Source organism: Phocaeicola vulgatus ATCC 8482 (genome assembly GCF_000012825.1).
In the GTDB taxonomy this organism is placed as follows: Bacteria; Bacteroidota; Bacteroidia; order Bacteroidales; family Bacteroidaceae; genus Phocaeicola; species Phocaeicola vulgatus.
In genome coordinates this window covers 1,278,552-1,295,729 of record NC_009614.1, presented here as the reverse complement: position 1 = coordinate 1,295,729, position 17,178 = coordinate 1,278,552, and the positions used below count along the sequence as shown (strand labels likewise).

The 17,178-nt window shown below is 42.6% G+C and carries 10 protein-coding genes, 1 tRNA gene and 1 pseudogene; 4 read left to right on the top strand and 8 right to left on the bottom strand.

The features are described 5' to 3' along the window. Positions 1 to 60: 60 nt before the first annotated feature. A tRNA-Arg gene (locus tag BVU_RS04970) sits at positions 61 to 132 on the bottom strand. Between the two features lie 410 nt (positions 133 to 542). Between BVU_RS04970 and BVU_RS04965 the strand changes: the two genes are divergently transcribed. Both BVU_RS04965 and BVU_RS04960 read left to right on the top strand, forming a co-directional pair. Next, positions 543 to 2,390: a 2-oxoacid:acceptor oxidoreductase subunit alpha gene (locus tag BVU_RS04965; protein ID WP_005844406.1), complete on the top strand. Its 1,848-nt coding sequence runs from the start codon at positions 543 to 545 to the stop codon at positions 2,388 to 2,390. Between the two features lie 23 nt (positions 2,391 to 2,413). Further along, entirely contained in the window at positions 2,414 to 3,418 is a 1,005-nt protein-coding gene (locus BVU_RS04960; RefSeq protein WP_005844408.1) for a 2-oxoacid:ferredoxin oxidoreductase subunit beta, read from the top strand. Positions 3,419 to 3,574: 156 nt separating this feature from the next. Here BVU_RS04960 and upp read toward each other — a convergent pair whose 3' ends face one another. Beyond that, positions 3,575 to 4,234, bottom strand: a complete 660-nt coding sequence (upp, locus tag BVU_RS04955; protein WP_005844410.1) for a uracil phosphoribosyltransferase — start codon at positions 4,232 to 4,234, stop codon at positions 3,575 to 3,577. A gap of 260 nt (positions 4,235 to 4,494) precedes the next feature. Here upp and pckA point away from each other — a divergent pair, with 260 nt between their 5' ends. Beyond that, a complete protein-coding gene (pckA, locus tag BVU_RS04950) occupies positions 4,495 to 6,102 on the top strand; it encodes a phosphoenolpyruvate carboxykinase (ATP) (protein WP_005844412.1) in 1,608 nt (535 codons plus the stop codon). Between the two features lie 105 nt (positions 6,103 to 6,207). Beyond that, positions 6,208 to 6,858, top strand: coding sequence for a nitroreductase family protein (locus tag BVU_RS04945; protein WP_011964992.1), 651 nt, complete (start codon positions 6,208 to 6,210; stop codon positions 6,856 to 6,858). 60 nt (positions 6,859 to 6,918) lie between these two features. On the opposite strand, the gene typA is transcribed toward BVU_RS04945, so the two are convergent. The 6 genes and pseudogenes from typA to BVU_RS04915 all read right to left on the bottom strand — a co-directional run bounded on the left by typA (position 6,919) and on the right by BVU_RS04915 (position 16,964). After that, positions 6,919 to 8,721, bottom strand: coding sequence for a translational GTPase TypA (gene typA, locus BVU_RS04940; protein WP_005844415.1), 1,803 nt, complete (start codon positions 8,719 to 8,721; stop codon positions 6,919 to 6,921). A 66-nt stretch (positions 8,722 to 8,787) separates the two neighbouring features. Next, complete coding sequence (locus tag BVU_RS04935) at positions 8,788 to 12,894, bottom strand: hybrid sensor histidine kinase/response regulator transcription factor (protein ID WP_041174517.1); 4,107 nt, start codon at positions 12,892 to 12,894, stop codon at positions 8,788 to 8,790. Positions 12,895 to 12,937: 43 nt separating this feature from the next. After that, positions 12,938 to 13,735: an IS21-like element helper ATPase IstB gene (gene istB, locus BVU_RS04930; protein ID WP_011964990.1), complete on the bottom strand. Its 798-nt coding sequence runs from the start codon at positions 13,733 to 13,735 to the stop codon at positions 12,938 to 12,940. Continuing rightward, positions 13,722 to 15,384 (bottom strand): annotated as a pseudogene (istA, locus tag BVU_RS04925) (IS21 family transposase). The gene istB and the pseudogene istA overlap by 14 nt, the downstream one beginning before the upstream one ends. Before the next feature lie 390 nt (positions 15,385 to 15,774). Continuing rightward, positions 15,775 to 16,020, bottom strand: coding sequence for a hypothetical protein (locus tag BVU_RS04920; protein ID WP_008670776.1), 246 nt, complete (start codon positions 16,018 to 16,020; stop codon positions 15,775 to 15,777). Beyond that, positions 16,017 to 16,964 (bottom strand): amidoligase family protein, encoded by a 948-nt coding sequence (locus BVU_RS04915; protein WP_011964988.1) that lies wholly within the window; start codon positions 16,962 to 16,964, stop codon positions 16,017 to 16,019. The genes BVU_RS04920 and BVU_RS04915 overlap by 4 nt, the downstream gene beginning before the upstream one ends. Positions 16,965 to 17,178: the final 214 nt, after the last annotated feature.

The following is a 17,178-nucleotide window of genomic DNA, read 5'->3' as shown; positions in this document are numbered from 1 at the left end:
AAACTATCCAGTAAAATAAGAGCAGTAAACGGTTGTATAACAATTGTTTACTGCTCTTTGTAGCCCCGAGGGGAATCGAACCCCTATCTAAAGTTTAGGAAACTTCTATTCTATCCGTTGAACTACAAGGCCCCTTTATGGGTACAAAGGTACTTCTTTTTGTTAAAATGGCAATATGAAAGATTGAAAAATGTCTTAAGTGGGAAGAAAATAATCCTTTCTTTGTTGTTTTGTTGTTTTTTGTCTGTTTTTTATAATCTAATAATGTTGTTATTCTGCTATAAACTTTCATGTTGTTCATAAAACATGGATAAAAATAATAAATTGTAAAAATGAATCGTTTTTGATGCTGTCATAATGATAGGAATTTATGCTTTTAAACAGGTAATTATCTCTGCTTTTTCTTAGCTTGGAAACAAATAAACCTTTAATTTTGTACATTTTGATATTCAAACGTAGTTTGATAGCGGAATATTTTGTCCTTTGACAGAACTTTCCGAACTTTGCAAACAGTGAAATTTTGTAACCCTAAATAATAAGTTATGGCAGATGAAATGATAGTCAAGGAGTTGGACCAAGTGGTGGTCCGTTTCTCAGGCGACTCAGGCGATGGTATGCAGCTGGCCGGAAATATCTTTTCTAATATTTCGGCTACAGTGGGAAATGATATCAGTACATTCCCCGATTACCCGGCGGATATACGTGCCCCGCAAGGTTCGTTGACCGGTGTGTCAGGTTTCCAGGTGCATATCGGTGCGGGTAAAGTTTTTACCCCTGGTGACAAATGCGACGTGCTGGTCGCAATGAATGCCGCTGCATTGAAAACACAATACAAATTTGCGAAGTCCACAGCTTGTATCATTATTGATACAGATTGTTTTCAGAAATCAGATCTGGACAAGGCGGCTTTCAAAACAGACAATCCGATTGAAGAAATGGGTATTAAGCAGGATGTAATTGCTGCTCCTATTTCGCAGATGGTGAAAGATTGTCTGGCAGATACAGGCATGGACAACAAGTCAATGTTGAAATGTCGTAATATGTTTGCTTTGGGATTGGTCTGCTGGTTGTTTAATCGTGACCTGGCGGTTGCTGAAAATTTCTTGCGCGAGAAATTTGCAAAGAAGCCGCAAATAGCTGAAGCGAATATTAAAGTGATACACGCCGGATATGATTATGGGCACAATACGCATGCGTCTGTGGATCATACTTATAAGGTGGAAACTAAGTCTAAAGTACCTGGAAAGTACATGGATATCAGCGGAAACAAGGCTACGGCTTATGGCTTAATTGCTGCTGCCGAGAAAGCAGGTCTGCGTTTGTTCCTGGGATCTTATCCCATTACTCCGGCAACAGATATCTTGCATGAACTTTCTAAACATAAATCATTGGGAGTGACTACGGTTCAATGTGAAGATGAAATTTCAGGTTGCGCTACGGCTATCGGTGCCTCGTTTGCAGGTGCGTTAGCAGCTACTTCTACTTCGGGACCGGGTGTTTGTCTGAAATCAGAGGCTATGAATCTGGCTGTTATTACAGAATTACCATTGGTGGTTATTAATGTACAGCGCGGCGGTCCTTCTACTGGTTTGCCTACTAAGTCTGAGCAAACAGATTTATTGCAGGCTTTGTTTGGCCGTAACGGTGAATCTCCTATGCCGGTCATTGCCGCAGCTTCTCCAACTCATTGTTTTGATGCTGCTTATGATGCTTGTAAGATTGCCTTGGAACACATGACCCCGGTGGTGTTGCTGACTGATGGTTTTGTAGCAAATGGTTCCGGTGCATGGAAGTTGCCTGATCTGGCGAACTATCCGGCTATTAACCCACCCTATGTTACTCCGGAAATGAAGGATAATTATACTCCTTACAAGCGTAACGCCGAAACAGGTGTCCGTTATTGGGCATTGCCGGGACAGGAAGGTTATATGCATATTTTGGGAGGCTTGGAAAAAGACAGTGATACAGGTGCTATTTCTACCGAGCCTGAAAACCATAATTTGATGTGCCGTTTGCGTGCCGAGAAGGTTGCTAAAATTCCAGTGCCTGATGTTAAGGTGCAAGGCTGCGTAGAGGATGCAGATTTGCTGATAGTAGGTTTCGGTGGAACTTACGGTCATTTATATTCAGCAATGGAGGAAATGAACCATGCGGGCAAGAAGGTTGCTTTGGCACATTTTGTTCATTTGAACCCGCTGCCTCACAATACGGCAGAAGTGCTGAAGAAATATAAGAAGGTAGTCGTGGCTGAGCAGAATCTTGGTCAGTTTGCCGGATATCTCCGTATGAAAGTGGACGGATTTGTTCCTTATCAGTTTAATGAGGTAAAAGGCCAGCCGTTCGTAGTCAGCGAGTTAGTTGATGCTTTCACTGAGATTTTAAATAAATAATAACCGTAAAGAAAGTAAAGACTATGAACGAATATACAGCAAAAGATTTCAAAAAGGGACAACCTCGCTGGTGTCCGGGTTGCGGTGACCATTTTTTCTTGGCTTCGCTGCACAAAGCGATGGCTGAATTGGGAGTGGCTCCTCATGATACTGCCGTTATTTCGGGTATCGGATGTTCCAGCCGTCTGCCTTATTACATGAATACATATGCCATGCAGACTGTGCACGGTCGTGCGGCTGCTATTTCTACAGGCTGCAAGGTGGCTAATCCGAAGATTACTGTCTGGCAGATTTCAGGGGATGGTGATGGGCTGGCTATTGGTGGAAATCATTTTATACACGCCGTTCGTCGTAATATCGACTTGAATATGATTTTGTTGAACAACCGTATATATGGTTTGACCAAAGGACAGTATTCTCCGACCTCTCCCCGTGGATTTGTTAGCAAATCATCTCCTTACGGCACTGTGGAAGATCCGTTTCATCCGGCTGAATTATGTTTTGGTGCGCGTGGGCGTTTCTTTGCCCGTGCGGTAGCTACGGATGGTCCTGGTACAGTGGAGATTCTGAAAGCTGCTGCCAATCATAAAGGTGCGGCTGTATGTGAAATTCTTCAGAACTGCGTCATTTTTAATGATGGAACACACGAATCAGTATATACGAAAGAAGGTCGTTCAAAGAATGCCATTTATTTGGAACACGGTAAACCGATGTTGTTTGGGGTAGATAAAGAATACGGGCTGATGCAGGAAGGTTTCGGGCTGAAAGTGGTAAAGATTGGCGAGAATGGTGTGACGGAAAAAGACATTTTAGTGCACGATGCTCATTGTATGGATAATACTTTGCAGTTGAAACTGGCATTGATGGAAGGACCGGATTTTCCGGTTGCATTAGGGGTGATCCGTGATGTGGAAGCGCCTACTTATGATGACGCCGTTAATGCACAGATTGAAGAAGTGGCCGCAAAGAAAAAATATCATAATTTCCAGGAATTACTGATGACAAATGATATTTGGGAAGTGAAATAATATTTTCATTTTCCCTGTAGGAACCGGATCTACAGAGTTGTTCTAAAAATTAAATGGTTAGTAATAGGCAGTGAATAATTGCCGGTTACTAACCATTTAATTTAGAATTTTAGTGTGTAAGAGAACACACCTGAAACTGTCCTTATAGTTTGAGCTTTAGAGTTTCTCGCCGAATGATAAATCACCGGCATCCCCTAACCCCGGAACAATGTATTTGTGCTCGTCCAAGACAGGGTCTATGGCGGCACACCATAATGTGACATCATCGCCGGGAAAAAGTTCTGCCATATGCGCTACCCCTTGTTGGCTGGCAATGACACAGGCCATCTGCAATTTAGCTGGTTTGCCTTTGGTAAGGAACGCTTTCCAGGCAAGTTCCATGCTTTCACCGGTGGCAAGCATGGGATCAACGAGAAGCAAGGTTCTGTCATTCAATGAAGGAGCGGCGATGTATTCAATGTGTACATCTACAATACGGTGTTCATCATCTTTGTAAAAACGGAATGCGGAAACGAAAGCGTTGTCGGCATGGTCGAACATGTTCAGAAAACCGGTGTGCAGCGGCAGTCCGGCACGGAATACCGTTGCGATCACTATTTTGTCATCGTGTGTGCTGGCCGTGGCAGTTCCCAAGGGTGTCTGTACTTGCTTTACGGAATAGGTTAGTGCTTTACTCATCTCGTATGCCATGATTTCTCCTATTCTTTCAATATTTCTGCGGAAACGCATACGATCATTTTGAATATGTACATCGCGCAATTCCGCTACATATTGGTTTAGGAGAGAATTGCCTTCACTGAGATTGATGATTTTCATATCTATGCTTTTGTTATATTGTTGACTTTGACCTGCAAAGAAACAAATAATTTCTAGATTTGTAAAGTACGAATTGCATTTTTGTTACACAAATATAAATATTTGATTATTACGGAAATTTTTCTCTAATAACTTCTTTTTTTTAAAATAAAGCACTAATTTTGTAGCGCCTTAGACAAGGGGGTGTTGAAAAACATCTTCTTTCAGAAAATAAAGAGTAAAAATAACATTATACAATAACCAAATTAAATCATTAAAAAATGGCAAATTTAGATTTAAGCAAGTACGGTATTACCGACGTGAAGGAAGTTCTCCACAATCCTTCTTATGATGTGCTTTTCGCTGAAGAAACTAAACCGGGATTGGAAGGTTTCGAAAAAGGACAGGTTACTGAACTGGGTGCTGTAAACGTAATGACTGGTGTTTACACAGGTCGTTCTCCTAAAGATAAATTCTTCGTTAAGAATGAAGCTTCTGAAAATTCAGTATGGTGGACTTCTGACGAATATAAAAACGATAACAAACCTTGTACTGAAGAAGCTTGGGCTGACTTGAAGTCTAAAGCTGTAAAACAATTGAGCGGCAAGCGTTTGTTCGTTGTTGATACATTCTGCGGTGCTAATGCTGCAACTCGTATGAAAGTACGTTTCATCATGGAAGTAGCTTGGCAGGCTCATTTCGTAACTAACATGTTCATCCGCCCGACTGCTGAAGAACTGGAAGCTTACGGAGAACCTGATTTTGTATGTTTCAATGCATCTAAAGCAAAAGTTGATAACTATAAAGAACTGGGCTTGAACTCTGAAACAGCTACTGTTTTCAACTTGAAGACTAAAGAACAAGTTATCCTGAACACTTGGTACGGTGGTGAAATGAAGAAAGGTATGTTCTCTATCATGAACTACATGAACCCGCTTCGTGGTATCGCTTCCATGCACTGCTCTGCTAATACAAATATGGAAGGAACTAGTTCGGCTATCTTCTTCGGTTTGTCTGGTACAGGTAAGACTACTTTGTCTACTGACCCGAAACGTAAGTTGATCGGTGACGACGAACACGGATGGGATGACGAAGGTGTATTCAACTACGAAGGTGGTTGCTATGCTAAAGTTATCAACTTGGATAAGGAAAGTGAACCCGATATCTACGCTGCTATCAAACGTGACGCTTTGCTGGAAAACGTAACAGTTGATGCTAACGGTAAGATTGATTTCGCTGATAAGAGCGTAACAGAAAACACTCGTGTTTCTTATCCTATCTATCATATCGAAAACATCGTTAAACCTATCTCTAAAGGTCCTCACGCTCAACAAGTTATTTTCTTGTCAGCTGATGCATTCGGTGTATTGCCTCCGGTATCTATCTTGAACCCTGAACAAGCTCAGTATTACTTCTTGTCTGGATTTACAGCTAAATTGGCTGGTACAGAACGTGGTATTACTGAACCGACTCCGACATTCTCTGCTTGCTTCGGTGCTGCTTTCTTGTCATTGCATCCTACTAAGTATGCTGAAGAATTGGTTAAGAAGATGGAAAAGACTGGTGCTAAAGCATATTTGGTTAACACTGGTTGGAACGGTACTGGTAAACGTATCTCTATCCGCGATACTCGTGGTATCATCGATGCTATTTTGGATGGCTCTATTGATAAGGCTCCTACTAAGGTTATTCCTTACTTCGATTTCGTTGTTCCTACAGAATTGCCGGGTGTTGATCCGAAGATCCTTGATCCTCGTGACACTTACGCTGACGCTGCTCAGTGGGATGAAAAAGCAAAAGACTTGGCTGGTCGTTTCATCAAGAACTTCGCTAAGTTCACTGGTAACGAAGCAGGTAAGAAATTGGTTGCTGCCGGTCCGAAATTGTAATCTGAATTTTACAGATTTAACATATAAAAAGTGGTTCCTATCGGGAACCACTTTTTTTTATGCTTGAAAATGCCTAGATTTGTTGCAAACCAAATATGATAGCAAATGAAATTATTTAGATTAATGTTAGTTGGTGCAGGTATGTTCGTATTATGCAGCTGTACATCGCAAGGTTCTCAACAGAAGGAAGTTGTTACGGATAGTGTTTCCGTGAGTCAGGTAGACCCTGTAATAGAAACTATTATGAGCCGCCGTAGTATACGGAAGTATAAGCCCAAGGCTGTGGAACGTGAAAAAATGCAGACTATAGTGGAATGTGGAATCAATGCACCTAATGGAATGAATAAACAGTCATGGGAGGTTCGTGTAGTAGATAATCCGGAATTTATCAATGGTTTGACTGAAATTTTCAAAAAAGAAAATCCCAAAGCGGCAGAACGTCCGGGATTTCAGAATATGTTCAATAATGCTCCTACAGTAGTGTTTATTGCTAACGATCCTGCATATGATATGTCACAGATAGATTGTGGTCTGTTGGGTGAGAATATGATTTTGTCTGCTTGGTCAATGGGAATAGGTTCCTGCTGTTTGGGAGGGCCTGTGCGTTTCATGAAATCACCTGCAGCTGCCGAATATATGAAACAGTTGGGATTCAGTGAAGGGTATGAGTTGCTTTATGCGATTGCTTTCGGTTATCCCGATGAAATGCCGGCTGCTAAACCTAGAGAAGTTAGTAAAGTAAAGTTTGTAGATTAAATATAAAAAATCCCGAAGATAATATGGTCTCCGGGATTTTTTATATTAAAGGTAGATTGATTAGCTTTTGTTAGCTCTCTTACGTTCTGTTTCGTCAAGAATCACTTTACGCATACGCATACTCTTTGGAGTAACTTCTACATATTCATCTTCCTTAATGTATTCCAATGCTTCTTCCAACGAAAATACTACCGGAGGAATGATGCGTGCCTTGTCATCAGAACCTGATGCGCGCATATTGGTAAGCTTCTTCGATTTAGTTACATTGATAACCAAGTCGTTTTCATGAACATGTTCACCTACTACTTGGCCGGCATATACTTCGTCTTGCGGATAAATGAAAAATTTGCCACGATCCTGTAATTTGTCAATAGCGTATGCAAAAGCTGTTCCGCTTTCCATAGCAATCATAGAACCGTTGCTGCGACGTTCTATCTCGCCCTTGTATGGTTGGTAGCATTTAAAACGGTGAGCCATGATCGCTTCTCCGGCCGATGCTGTCAGTACATTGGTACGAAGACCGATAATACCGCGCGAAGGCATATCAAACTCAATGTTTACACGGTCACCCTGTGTTTCCATAGAAACTAAATCACCTTTACGGCGGGTTACCATATCGATCATTTTACTGGAATATTCTTCGGGTACGCTGATCGTTAATTCTTCGATAGGTTCGCATTTTACTCCGTCTATTTCTTTGAAGATAACCTGAGGCTGGCCCACTTGTAATTCGTATCCTTCGCGGCGCATGGTTTCAATCAGGACAGAAAGATGAAGCACACCACGTCCTGAAACAATCCATTTACCGTCCTCCAGTTCGCTTTTGCGTACACGCAATGCCAGGTTCTTATCCAATTCTTTGGTCAAGCGGTCTTGGATGTGGCGTGAAGTCACAAACTTACCTTCTTTGCCGAAGAAAGGAGAATCGTTGATAGTGAATAACATACTCATGGTCGGTTCGTCAATGGCGATGGGGGGCAATGGTTCCGGATTTTCGAAATCGCAGATAGTATCACCAATTTCGAAGCCTTCTACACCTACTACAGCACAGATGTCTCCCGATGAAACGGCATTTGTCTTTTTACGTCCTAAGCCTTCAAAAGTATGTAGCTCTTTGATTTTAGACTTTATCAGACTACCATCACGCTTTGCTAGTGTAATATTCATACCTTCTTTCAGCGTACCACGATGTACACGTCCTACAGCAATACGACCTGTATATGCTGAATAGTCTAAAGAGGTGATTAACATTTGAGGAGTTCCCTCCAACTGCTTCGGTGCCGGAATATGCTCAATAATAGCGTCCAACAACGGAACCAGGTTTTCTGTCGGGGTCTTCCAATCAGTACTCATCCAATTATTTTTGGCAGAACCATAGATAACGGGGAAATCCAACTGATCTTCTGTAGCATTCAGGCTGAACATCAAGTCGAATACCATTTCGTATACTTCTTCCGGACGGCAGTTGGGTTTATCCACCTTGTTCACTACAACTACAGGTTTCAAACCGATCTGTAATGCCTTTTGCAATACGAAGCGTGTCTGCGGCATCGGGCCTTCGAATGCGTCTACCAATAAGATACATCCATCAGCCATATTGAGTACACGTTCTACTTCGCCACCGAAGTCGGCGTGTCCCGGAGTATCAATAATATTGATTTTTGTTCCTTTGTAGTTAATTGAAACGTTCTTTGAAAGGATAGTTATCCCTCTTTCGCGTTCCAAGTCATTATTATCCAATACCAGTTCACCATTTGTCTGGTCGTTGCGGAACAAATGTCCCGCCAGCATCATCTTGTCCACCAAAGTCGTTTTTCCGTGGTCTACGTGGGCGATGATCGCAATGTTTCTAATGTCTTGCATACTATACCTATATATTTGGCTGCAAAGGTACGATTTTTAATTCAAAAAATATTTGGCTGTTAACGATTATTTTTTATCTTCCGTATCTTCTTTACTATTAAATGTAGAGGGAGTGGTGCCATAGAAATCGACAAAATGCTTTCTGAAGGTGGGGATGTCATTATAACCAACCATTTCGGCTACCTCCTGAACATTGTATTTGCGGCTTCTCAGTAATTCGGCAGAACGTTTTAACCGGACTCCTCTTACTAATTCTATGATAGTGAAATTAGTGAGTTGTTTTACTTTTCTGTAAAGGGTAGGTTGACTCATGTTCAGCATTTCGGCCAGTTTTTTCACATTGAATTCCGGGTTTTGCAGGTTCTCATTTACAATATTCAGAATTTGTGTGATGAACGGGTCTTCTATGATGATTGTTTCCGTATTCTCTTCTTGCGAGCCGTTGACGGTGATGGAAGGCATTAGTAGTTTGGTATAAATCCGTTTCAGTTCAGTCCGGCTTTTTATTAAACGTTTTACTTTAGTGCGGAGAATCTCCGGATTGAACGGCTTCAGAATATAGTCATCAGCTCCTAATTCTATTCCTTTCACTATATTTTCATCATCTGTCAAAGCTGTCAGCAGAATAATAGGGATATGGCAAGTTTTTAGATCTTCTTTCAGGATACGGCAACATTCAAAACCGTTCATGACAGGCATCATGACATCCGTTATTACAAGATCCGGTATTTCTTTACGTGCCATTCTTACTCCTTCTTCCCCATTTTCCGCCATAATAATATTATAGGTGGCAGAAAATAATACTCTCAGATAGAGGCGGATATCTGCATGGTCCTCAACAACCAGTAGTTTGTATTTGGTTTCGGGGTTGTCAATAGGTTTGGCGGTTATACTGTTTGCTATTTCCTGTTGTCTTTTATCCTCTGCAGTAATCATTGCTTTATCTGAATCTTCCATTATTGTTTCGGGTTCGATGAAACATACGTTTTCATCATTGTTCAAATGTTGTTTACCTAGAGGGATATAAAGAACAACTCGGGTTCCTTTGTTTTTTTCTTGAGTGATTTGGATATCGCCGTGGTGGGCTAGTATTGTCGTTTTCATAATTTCAATGCCTAATTCGGGATGTAGCCGGTTGCTTGGAGGATTGTAATTGTCCGATCCAAGGAAGATGACAGAGGACTCTTCTATCATTTCTTTCCCGTCATCCTCTATAGTAAAAAGGCAGAAATCTTTTCCGTTGATAGTACTGGTGTTTACAGTAAAGTGGATGGAACCGGAATACGAGATATGCCGGTAGGCATTGGATAATATATTGCTTAGAATAAAGATTATCTTTTTCCGGTCAATCCATATTTCCGTATTTATTTTGTTGTCTTTGTCATAATGCAGGTTAATGGGACTGACGTTCAGTAGTTCGTGAGATGCACGGACTACAGTGTCGGCTATCACGCTGGCAGGATAAGGGGCCACATTCAATTTAGGACTGTAACTTTCTTGCTGATGAATATTCAATAGCTGGTTACAAATGTCTTGCAGGCTGATTGAATTCCGATAGGCCATTTTTGCTTTTTGCAGGAATGATTCCGGGAAGGCCGTATTAGTAATCATTTCTTTTAACGGAGCGGTGATGAGTGATAACGGGGTGCGTAATTCCTGTGCCAGCATATATCTGATTTGGTCACGCAATTGATGGTTTTTCTCTTCTTCTTTTCTTATTTCCGTTTCTTCTTCCAGCTTTTCTTTCAGTTTCACTTCTTTGGCCTTGTAAACTTGCCGTTTCTGTAATTTCCGGTTAAAATACATCCATGTAAGCAAAGAAATAATGATAATAGCCAGGATGTATGCGGCGATGGCCCATCCGGTTGCAGCCCAATATCTATTTACATTGATAGATAACCGGGTTATTTGTTTATTTTCTTCCAACGGATAAGACGAGCGTATTTCCAGTACATATTTCCCAGGAGGGATATTGCTGAGTTTTATATGATCGTCATAATTCGTATTCCATTTTTCTTCTGTGGGTAACAGGCGATATTTCACTGTGTTGGGCGAGGTTCCGTATTTCAGATCACTTAAATAGAGAATCAGGTTGTTGTTATTGTAGTCTAAAGATAAATGTTCTATCAGGTACGCAGGTTTGTCCAGAATGACTTGTCCGTTTATTTTTTCTCCTATTTCTACTTTATTGTAATTAATATCTATATCGGAGATATGGAATTGGCAGTTACTTGAACTTTCTTTTAAAGTGCGCGGTTCAAAATAGAGTAATCCTGTAGAGTTCGCCCATAGCAATTTCCCGTCATTCAGCCGACATACATCGTAATAACTTTCCGGTAATGCGTAGGTATATGATGCATTGTTCTTGTTATTCAATGTGATAAAACCAGCATTGCTTCCCAGCCAGGTATTTCCGTTCTTATCATCTATCATACAGCTTATGTGTCCGTTAGGCAAGTCTTTTTGTAAGATCATGATAGAGGATATGGTTTTCTCTTTTCCGTCTATTTGGATAATTTTATCAGTGTATGAGATAAGCAATTGGTTATAGTTGTTCAGATAAAGTGCCAATACTTTTCCGGGTGTCAGGTTTCTTGCCTTTTCATAACCACCGGTGAATTTTATTTGTTTTCCTTTACGGCTGGCACGGTGTATTCCTTTTTCAGTACCTAGCCACATGGTTCCATCTCCATCTTCACATATAGCGGTTATTTTTTTGAATTCTTTCGTATAAGGTTGTGCTGCTATGCATTCGTGTGTCTGATGGTTATAGACCATTATTCCTTTTTCGGTGGCAATCCATAAATGGTTTTGTGAGTTTAGATATAGTTTCAAGATAGAAGCAGTTACAGCAGAGTCTGCTGTTTCGGGGTTTAGTTGGTGAATCACCGTTTCACCGGTAGTAGGATTTACCCAAAGGATGTTTCCTTTGTCATCGCCGAACCATAATCCTCCATTGCGATCTTTGTGCAGGCAATAATGATTATTCTTGTGACTTTTCTCCCATAAGGAAAAGTGCAGATTAGGAGAGATCTTATTTTCTGTACTTTTATATATGCCATCTTTTTCGGTGACCAGCCAGATGTATCCGTCGGCATCTTGTGCTATACTATTCACATATCTTATTTCATCGTTCAACGGGATACGGTTGATATCGTTTCCTTTGAGATTCAGTTTCAGCAATCCTCTGCCGAAAGTTCCTACCCAAAGCACATTGTTGGACTTGTCAAAATGAATGTCGGTAATTCTGTTTTTGAGGATGGGGGCATAGTAAGAATCATGTTGGGTCAGATCTACAATGTGGAATGGCGACTGGAGGTAGTTGTCCGTTTCAAATCTTATGGCTGACAGTGAACTCCATGTGGCTATAATGAATGTGGTCTTATCTATTTGGATAATATCGCGTATATCTTTTTGAATGAAGGATGACTGGCTGTTATCATTCAGTGTGCGTGATGTTTTAGTGTTTGTATTATAACAGATGATTCCTTCGGTTTGGTCACAAATCCACACATTATCATTATATATATGTATTTTTTCAATGTTGTCGGCTTTCACAATACCTAGATCGGTTCCATTTATATGCTCGCTACTTTTATCGGAAACGTTATAAAGCAAGATTTGATTCTCTGCTGTCAGTGCGCATAAAATATCTTCGTTATTATAAAGTCCTAGGACTTTTGTTTTTATATCTATAAGCGGTTGGGCAGTCAGTCTTATTTCATCTGCATTTTTCTCCATATTTAACTCTACTATGGCATTGGAGGTCAAGGCATATAATTTGTCTTGCAGTACACATATATCCTGTATATCTTGCAATACCTCAGGAGTAGGTGAGATAAGTGGCATATAGATTCCACGCATCTTGTCAAAACAGGCTATTTGGTTTAAATTGGCGATATGAGACCATAGCAGATTGTTTGATGTTTCATATAAATGAGTTAAGGCACGTGGCTCTTTATCAATCAGATTGTAATTATGAAAATGTATTCCGTCATAGCGACTTAGTCCAACATCGGTTCCTAACCATAAAAAGCCGGCTTTATCCTGATAAATTCCAGTCAATGTATTGTTGCTCAATCCGTTTTGTTTGGTAAGTAGTTGGATACCACACTGGCGGAAATAACTTTGCGCATTAGTAGTTGATAGACTGTACCTTGCAAATTTACACACCTCATTTTTATGTAATTTAATATATCCCACTTTTAGCAGGATATTACTTTACAGTTGTTAACTCTTTTAAAGTGTCCGTATCTTCACTCCGATTGCTAAAAATTGTTTTCCTGTTTTCCATCCGATAGCTGCTTCTTGACAGTTGTATAATCTCACAACAGTAGAGCAGTCTGTCAAGCAATGCCGCTGCGACAGCTTCCTCTCCCGGTATTGCCAGCCACTCTGTAAGGGAGTAGTTGGCTGTAACGATAAGCGATGTCTTTTCCTGAAACTCATTCACCAGTTTGAACAGCAACATGATATCTTCTCTTTTCAAGGGAAAGAGTGTGGCATTGTCAATGGCCAGCAGCTGTGCCTTCATGATCCGTTTGTAGGTTTTCATCGCATGCCTGGAAACATCCCTTGTCTTCAGACAGGTCAGAAGGTCCTCCAGCGTAACCATATATGCCCTGTATCCGGCTTTCACCGCCTCATGGACAAGTCCGGCGGCAATATAGGTCTTTCCTGTTCCGGAACCGCCTGCCAGAAGCAGGTTGTATGCCTGTCCCACCCATACCAGCTCGCGCAGTTCGCGCAGCTTTCTGGAGTCGATTCCTTCCGTCCGGGTAAAGTCGTAACGGTCCAGGTCATGCCTTGCAGGAAGCCCGGCCGCTTTCAAACGGCACAAATATTTCCGGTTCTCCCTGGTCCGGACCTCCTCCCTGAGGCAGGCGAGTAGAAACTCCGGATAGGTCAGCTGCTTTTCCTGGGCCTGATGCAGCAGTTCCTCCAGATGTTCGGTCAGATTGCCCAGCTTGAGCATACGTGCACATTCCATGAGTTCCTTCTTATGTCTTGTCATAATCCCTGAGTATTTCGTTATAAGACTGTATCAATCCGCCTTGTCGGGGCAGGCGATCCTCCAGTCCGTATATTTCTGTTCCATTTTCCTTTCCCCTGCACACATATTCACACAGGCTTTTAACCGAATCCCCGTTATAGATGCCTTTGTCCAGACATATCCGTATGGCCTCTATCAGTGTATTCTTGTCATATCCGGGAATTATGCGCAGGATCACCTCCAGATTATCCCTGTAATAACGTTCCTTCCTCCTTTTCAGATTATCCATCCACATGGCCACCTCCCTGTTGCCCGACACATGGACAAGGATGCGTTCGGCTATCTTCACTCCGGCGTTTCTCGGTTTTCTGTGGGAGTCGTCATAAACGGTCCTTCCCTTTCTGGTACAGAGCGCATGCCGGCAGATGAGTTTCCCCGTATCCTTGTTGTACAGCTCCACATTCCCTTCCGTTTCCTGCAGCCAGACGGTTGTCTGCCCGCTCCGGTAAGTTCCGCATGGCAGGCTGTAATAATTCCCCCTGTACTGCACTGTATTGTCCTTGCGTACATGGTATTCCCTCATCTCCTCCTGCGGTGGTTGTGGCGTCCCATGATAGGGCATGAGAAAGCCTTTCTCCACGGCAAAATCTTCCCGGGGAACAAGACGGGTGGTCCCGTGCACCTTCCCGTTCCCCGTCCTTTCAAGCCATTCGAGGGCCTCCCTGTTCAGACTGTCAATATCACGGAACACACGTGCCACCAGGAAGTTCTCCTTCACATATTTCACTACGTTCTCGACCTTGCCTTTTGACTCGGGATCGGCCTTATGGCAGAACACCGGCTGGAAATGCTGCTCCCTGACAAACGTCTGGAACTTCCTTGTCAGCATCAGGTCCCCCAGGTTCTCCCGGGAGATCAGCACCCTGTCCTGGTCATAAAGGATCTTTTCCGGTTTCCCTCCGAAATACTCAAAAGCACACTCATGTGCATAGATGGCGAGTTCCGTGTCGAAAGGGCGGCGGGCGAAAAAGGTGAACTTGTAACGTGAACGTGCCAGGACGATCGCAAAAAAATAGACTTTCGTGCTTCTGCCGTTTCCCGCTGACATCCATTTCTCCCCGAAATCCGCCTGCGCATACTCCCCGTAGGGGGTGTCCGGCAGTTTCTCATAGTCCCTGCGTATCCTGGCCTCCGACTTCTTTCCGATGCCATATTTGCAGCGCACCTTTTCTACAAAATTGAATACGGTCTTGTCGCACACTTCCGGGAAATCCGGATAGCATTCCTTAAGCCAGTCATGTATCCTTGCGGCCGATATATACGGATATTCCTCCAGAGTCCCCCGCACATACTCCTCGTATCCTGCCAGTTTCAGCGTGTATTTGCGATGCGAATTCCGCCGCCTTACAAAATCTTCCCGGGACATCTGCAGATATCTCCGCACGGTGCTTCTGTCCACTCCCAGGTGCTTCCCGATCTGTGTCTTGTTTAATCCTTTTGACTGAAGCTCTCTAACCTTGTACCACATATACTGTTTCTCTTTAAAAAATCGGCTCGTTGTTATCATAATGATGTCTGTCTTTTTGAGCCGGCAAAGATAGGCATCCCCGGAAAAGTGCTGTATTCACATTTTCCATTTTCCTGCTGGTAAAGTTACAAATTACATGCATGGATAAGAATTCCCCGCATTGGGCGGGATATACGGAACGGCCGTACTTGAAAAAACATTCATTCCGGATAAAAGTGAGAACAAGGTTATTTTTTATCGGGTGTGAACTGTAGCGGGGACGGGTACTATTCTTCAGACTGCCATTCCCGGAACTGTCGTACCTTTTTTACCAAAGACAATGCCGCCCTCCTTGAGAAATGTACGGGGGAAAACGTTTGGCAGGGAGGTGAACGGTATTCTGCAATTTACTTAAAAAGTATATATGTATAATAATAGAAAAAGTAAATCATTGCCTGAAGTTTTATATGTAAGTTACTTGTTTCTATAAAAAATCCCCACTTTCCCTTGAAAGGAAAATGGGGACACGGTAATAATAAAGGAGAGCCGTCCGTTATATTTCTTTTGCATATCCTGTCCGTATGAGATCGGATAGGAATTTCTCCGGAGTATCGGTGGCAATCCTCACCCCGGCCTGCACCACATAACGTTCGGCAAAATTGTGCATATACTGCTCGTCGGTACAGTCGGAATCCATCCAGCTGCCCACACGGAGTTCATGCACAAACTCTTCGGCGTTGCCGGCAACGATACGCTCGTCACCAGGCAACATATATGTCTTCTTGTTCATATTATTCATACGGCTAATTTTTTTGTTCTTAATTTATAATACAACTTTTGTTTCTCTCCCAGGAAAGGAAAATCTTCCAGTCTGATTCCTGCAGGCAGAGAACCCACGGATGCAAAGGTAATCATTCTGTCGAGAAAACACACCCAATTTTCTATTTTTGTAAAACTGATGGTTCCCGAATGCTGGCGGAACTCTACCGTCCTGTGGCGTGAATAGGCTTGAAGGTTCACTTTCATATACCTGCTGGGGAACAGCCCCTGAAGTTCCCTGATGTTTCGTGCCGAGCGTATCCGCTCATCGGGAAACTGGATGAGGGAGCCACAGTAAGTGTTGCTGCCGCCCCTGCGCGAGGCTGGCATGAACTTGTCTATTTCCGCTTCGGCATGCTTGTAGGAAAGCAGCAGGTTCCGCCATGTAGTGATGTTGAAGTCCTCCGCATTCATGTGCACATGCAATCCGCAGCTTCCATTAATCTTGACATTACAGGAGTCCAGCACCCAGCAGACCCTCTCCAGCTTCTCCAGTCCGTCCTCTCCCTCCAGTATGGGGCTTACGAGTTCGAATGTGTCATTCCCGTTCAGACTGCTGTCCGTTACCAGTTTCCAGTGCGGACGGAGGTCATGGTTGTATCTTTCCGAAGCCACCTCGATTCCCGCTTCCGTCAGCTCGCGTACGAGCCGCTGGCATGTGCAGTTATAGGCTTCTATCTCGACACCGAATTTCCTTCTGAAAGAATAATCAAGTTCGGGTGTGGTGGTGGCGGTGGGAGTCCCTGCGGATACGATCAGCCCCTCGTCCCTCATTCTCTTGTAGACATTCCATACAAACCCACGGTTTCCACGGGTTACAAGATCGGCAATTTCACGGTGGGTGAGTCCGAGCAGCAGAAGTTTTCGGATTTTCGAGGTCTTTGTACCGTCCTCGGCTAAAATGGTTCTAATTTGTTCATTCATAAGATGTTATCTCCTTTATTATCACATATCAAAGGTAATGATTTTTCTTCGAATATCCAAGTTTTATCATGCTATTTATCAGCGTGTTAGCTTTGTTTTGCTTCTGCTAAAAGTTGTATCCGGTATTTCTGTGAGCCGTTTTTCCTTCTTTCATGGGGATTTTTCCACATGCCCGTCATTTCCTCCATACGTTTTCCCCTTTTCTGCATGTCAT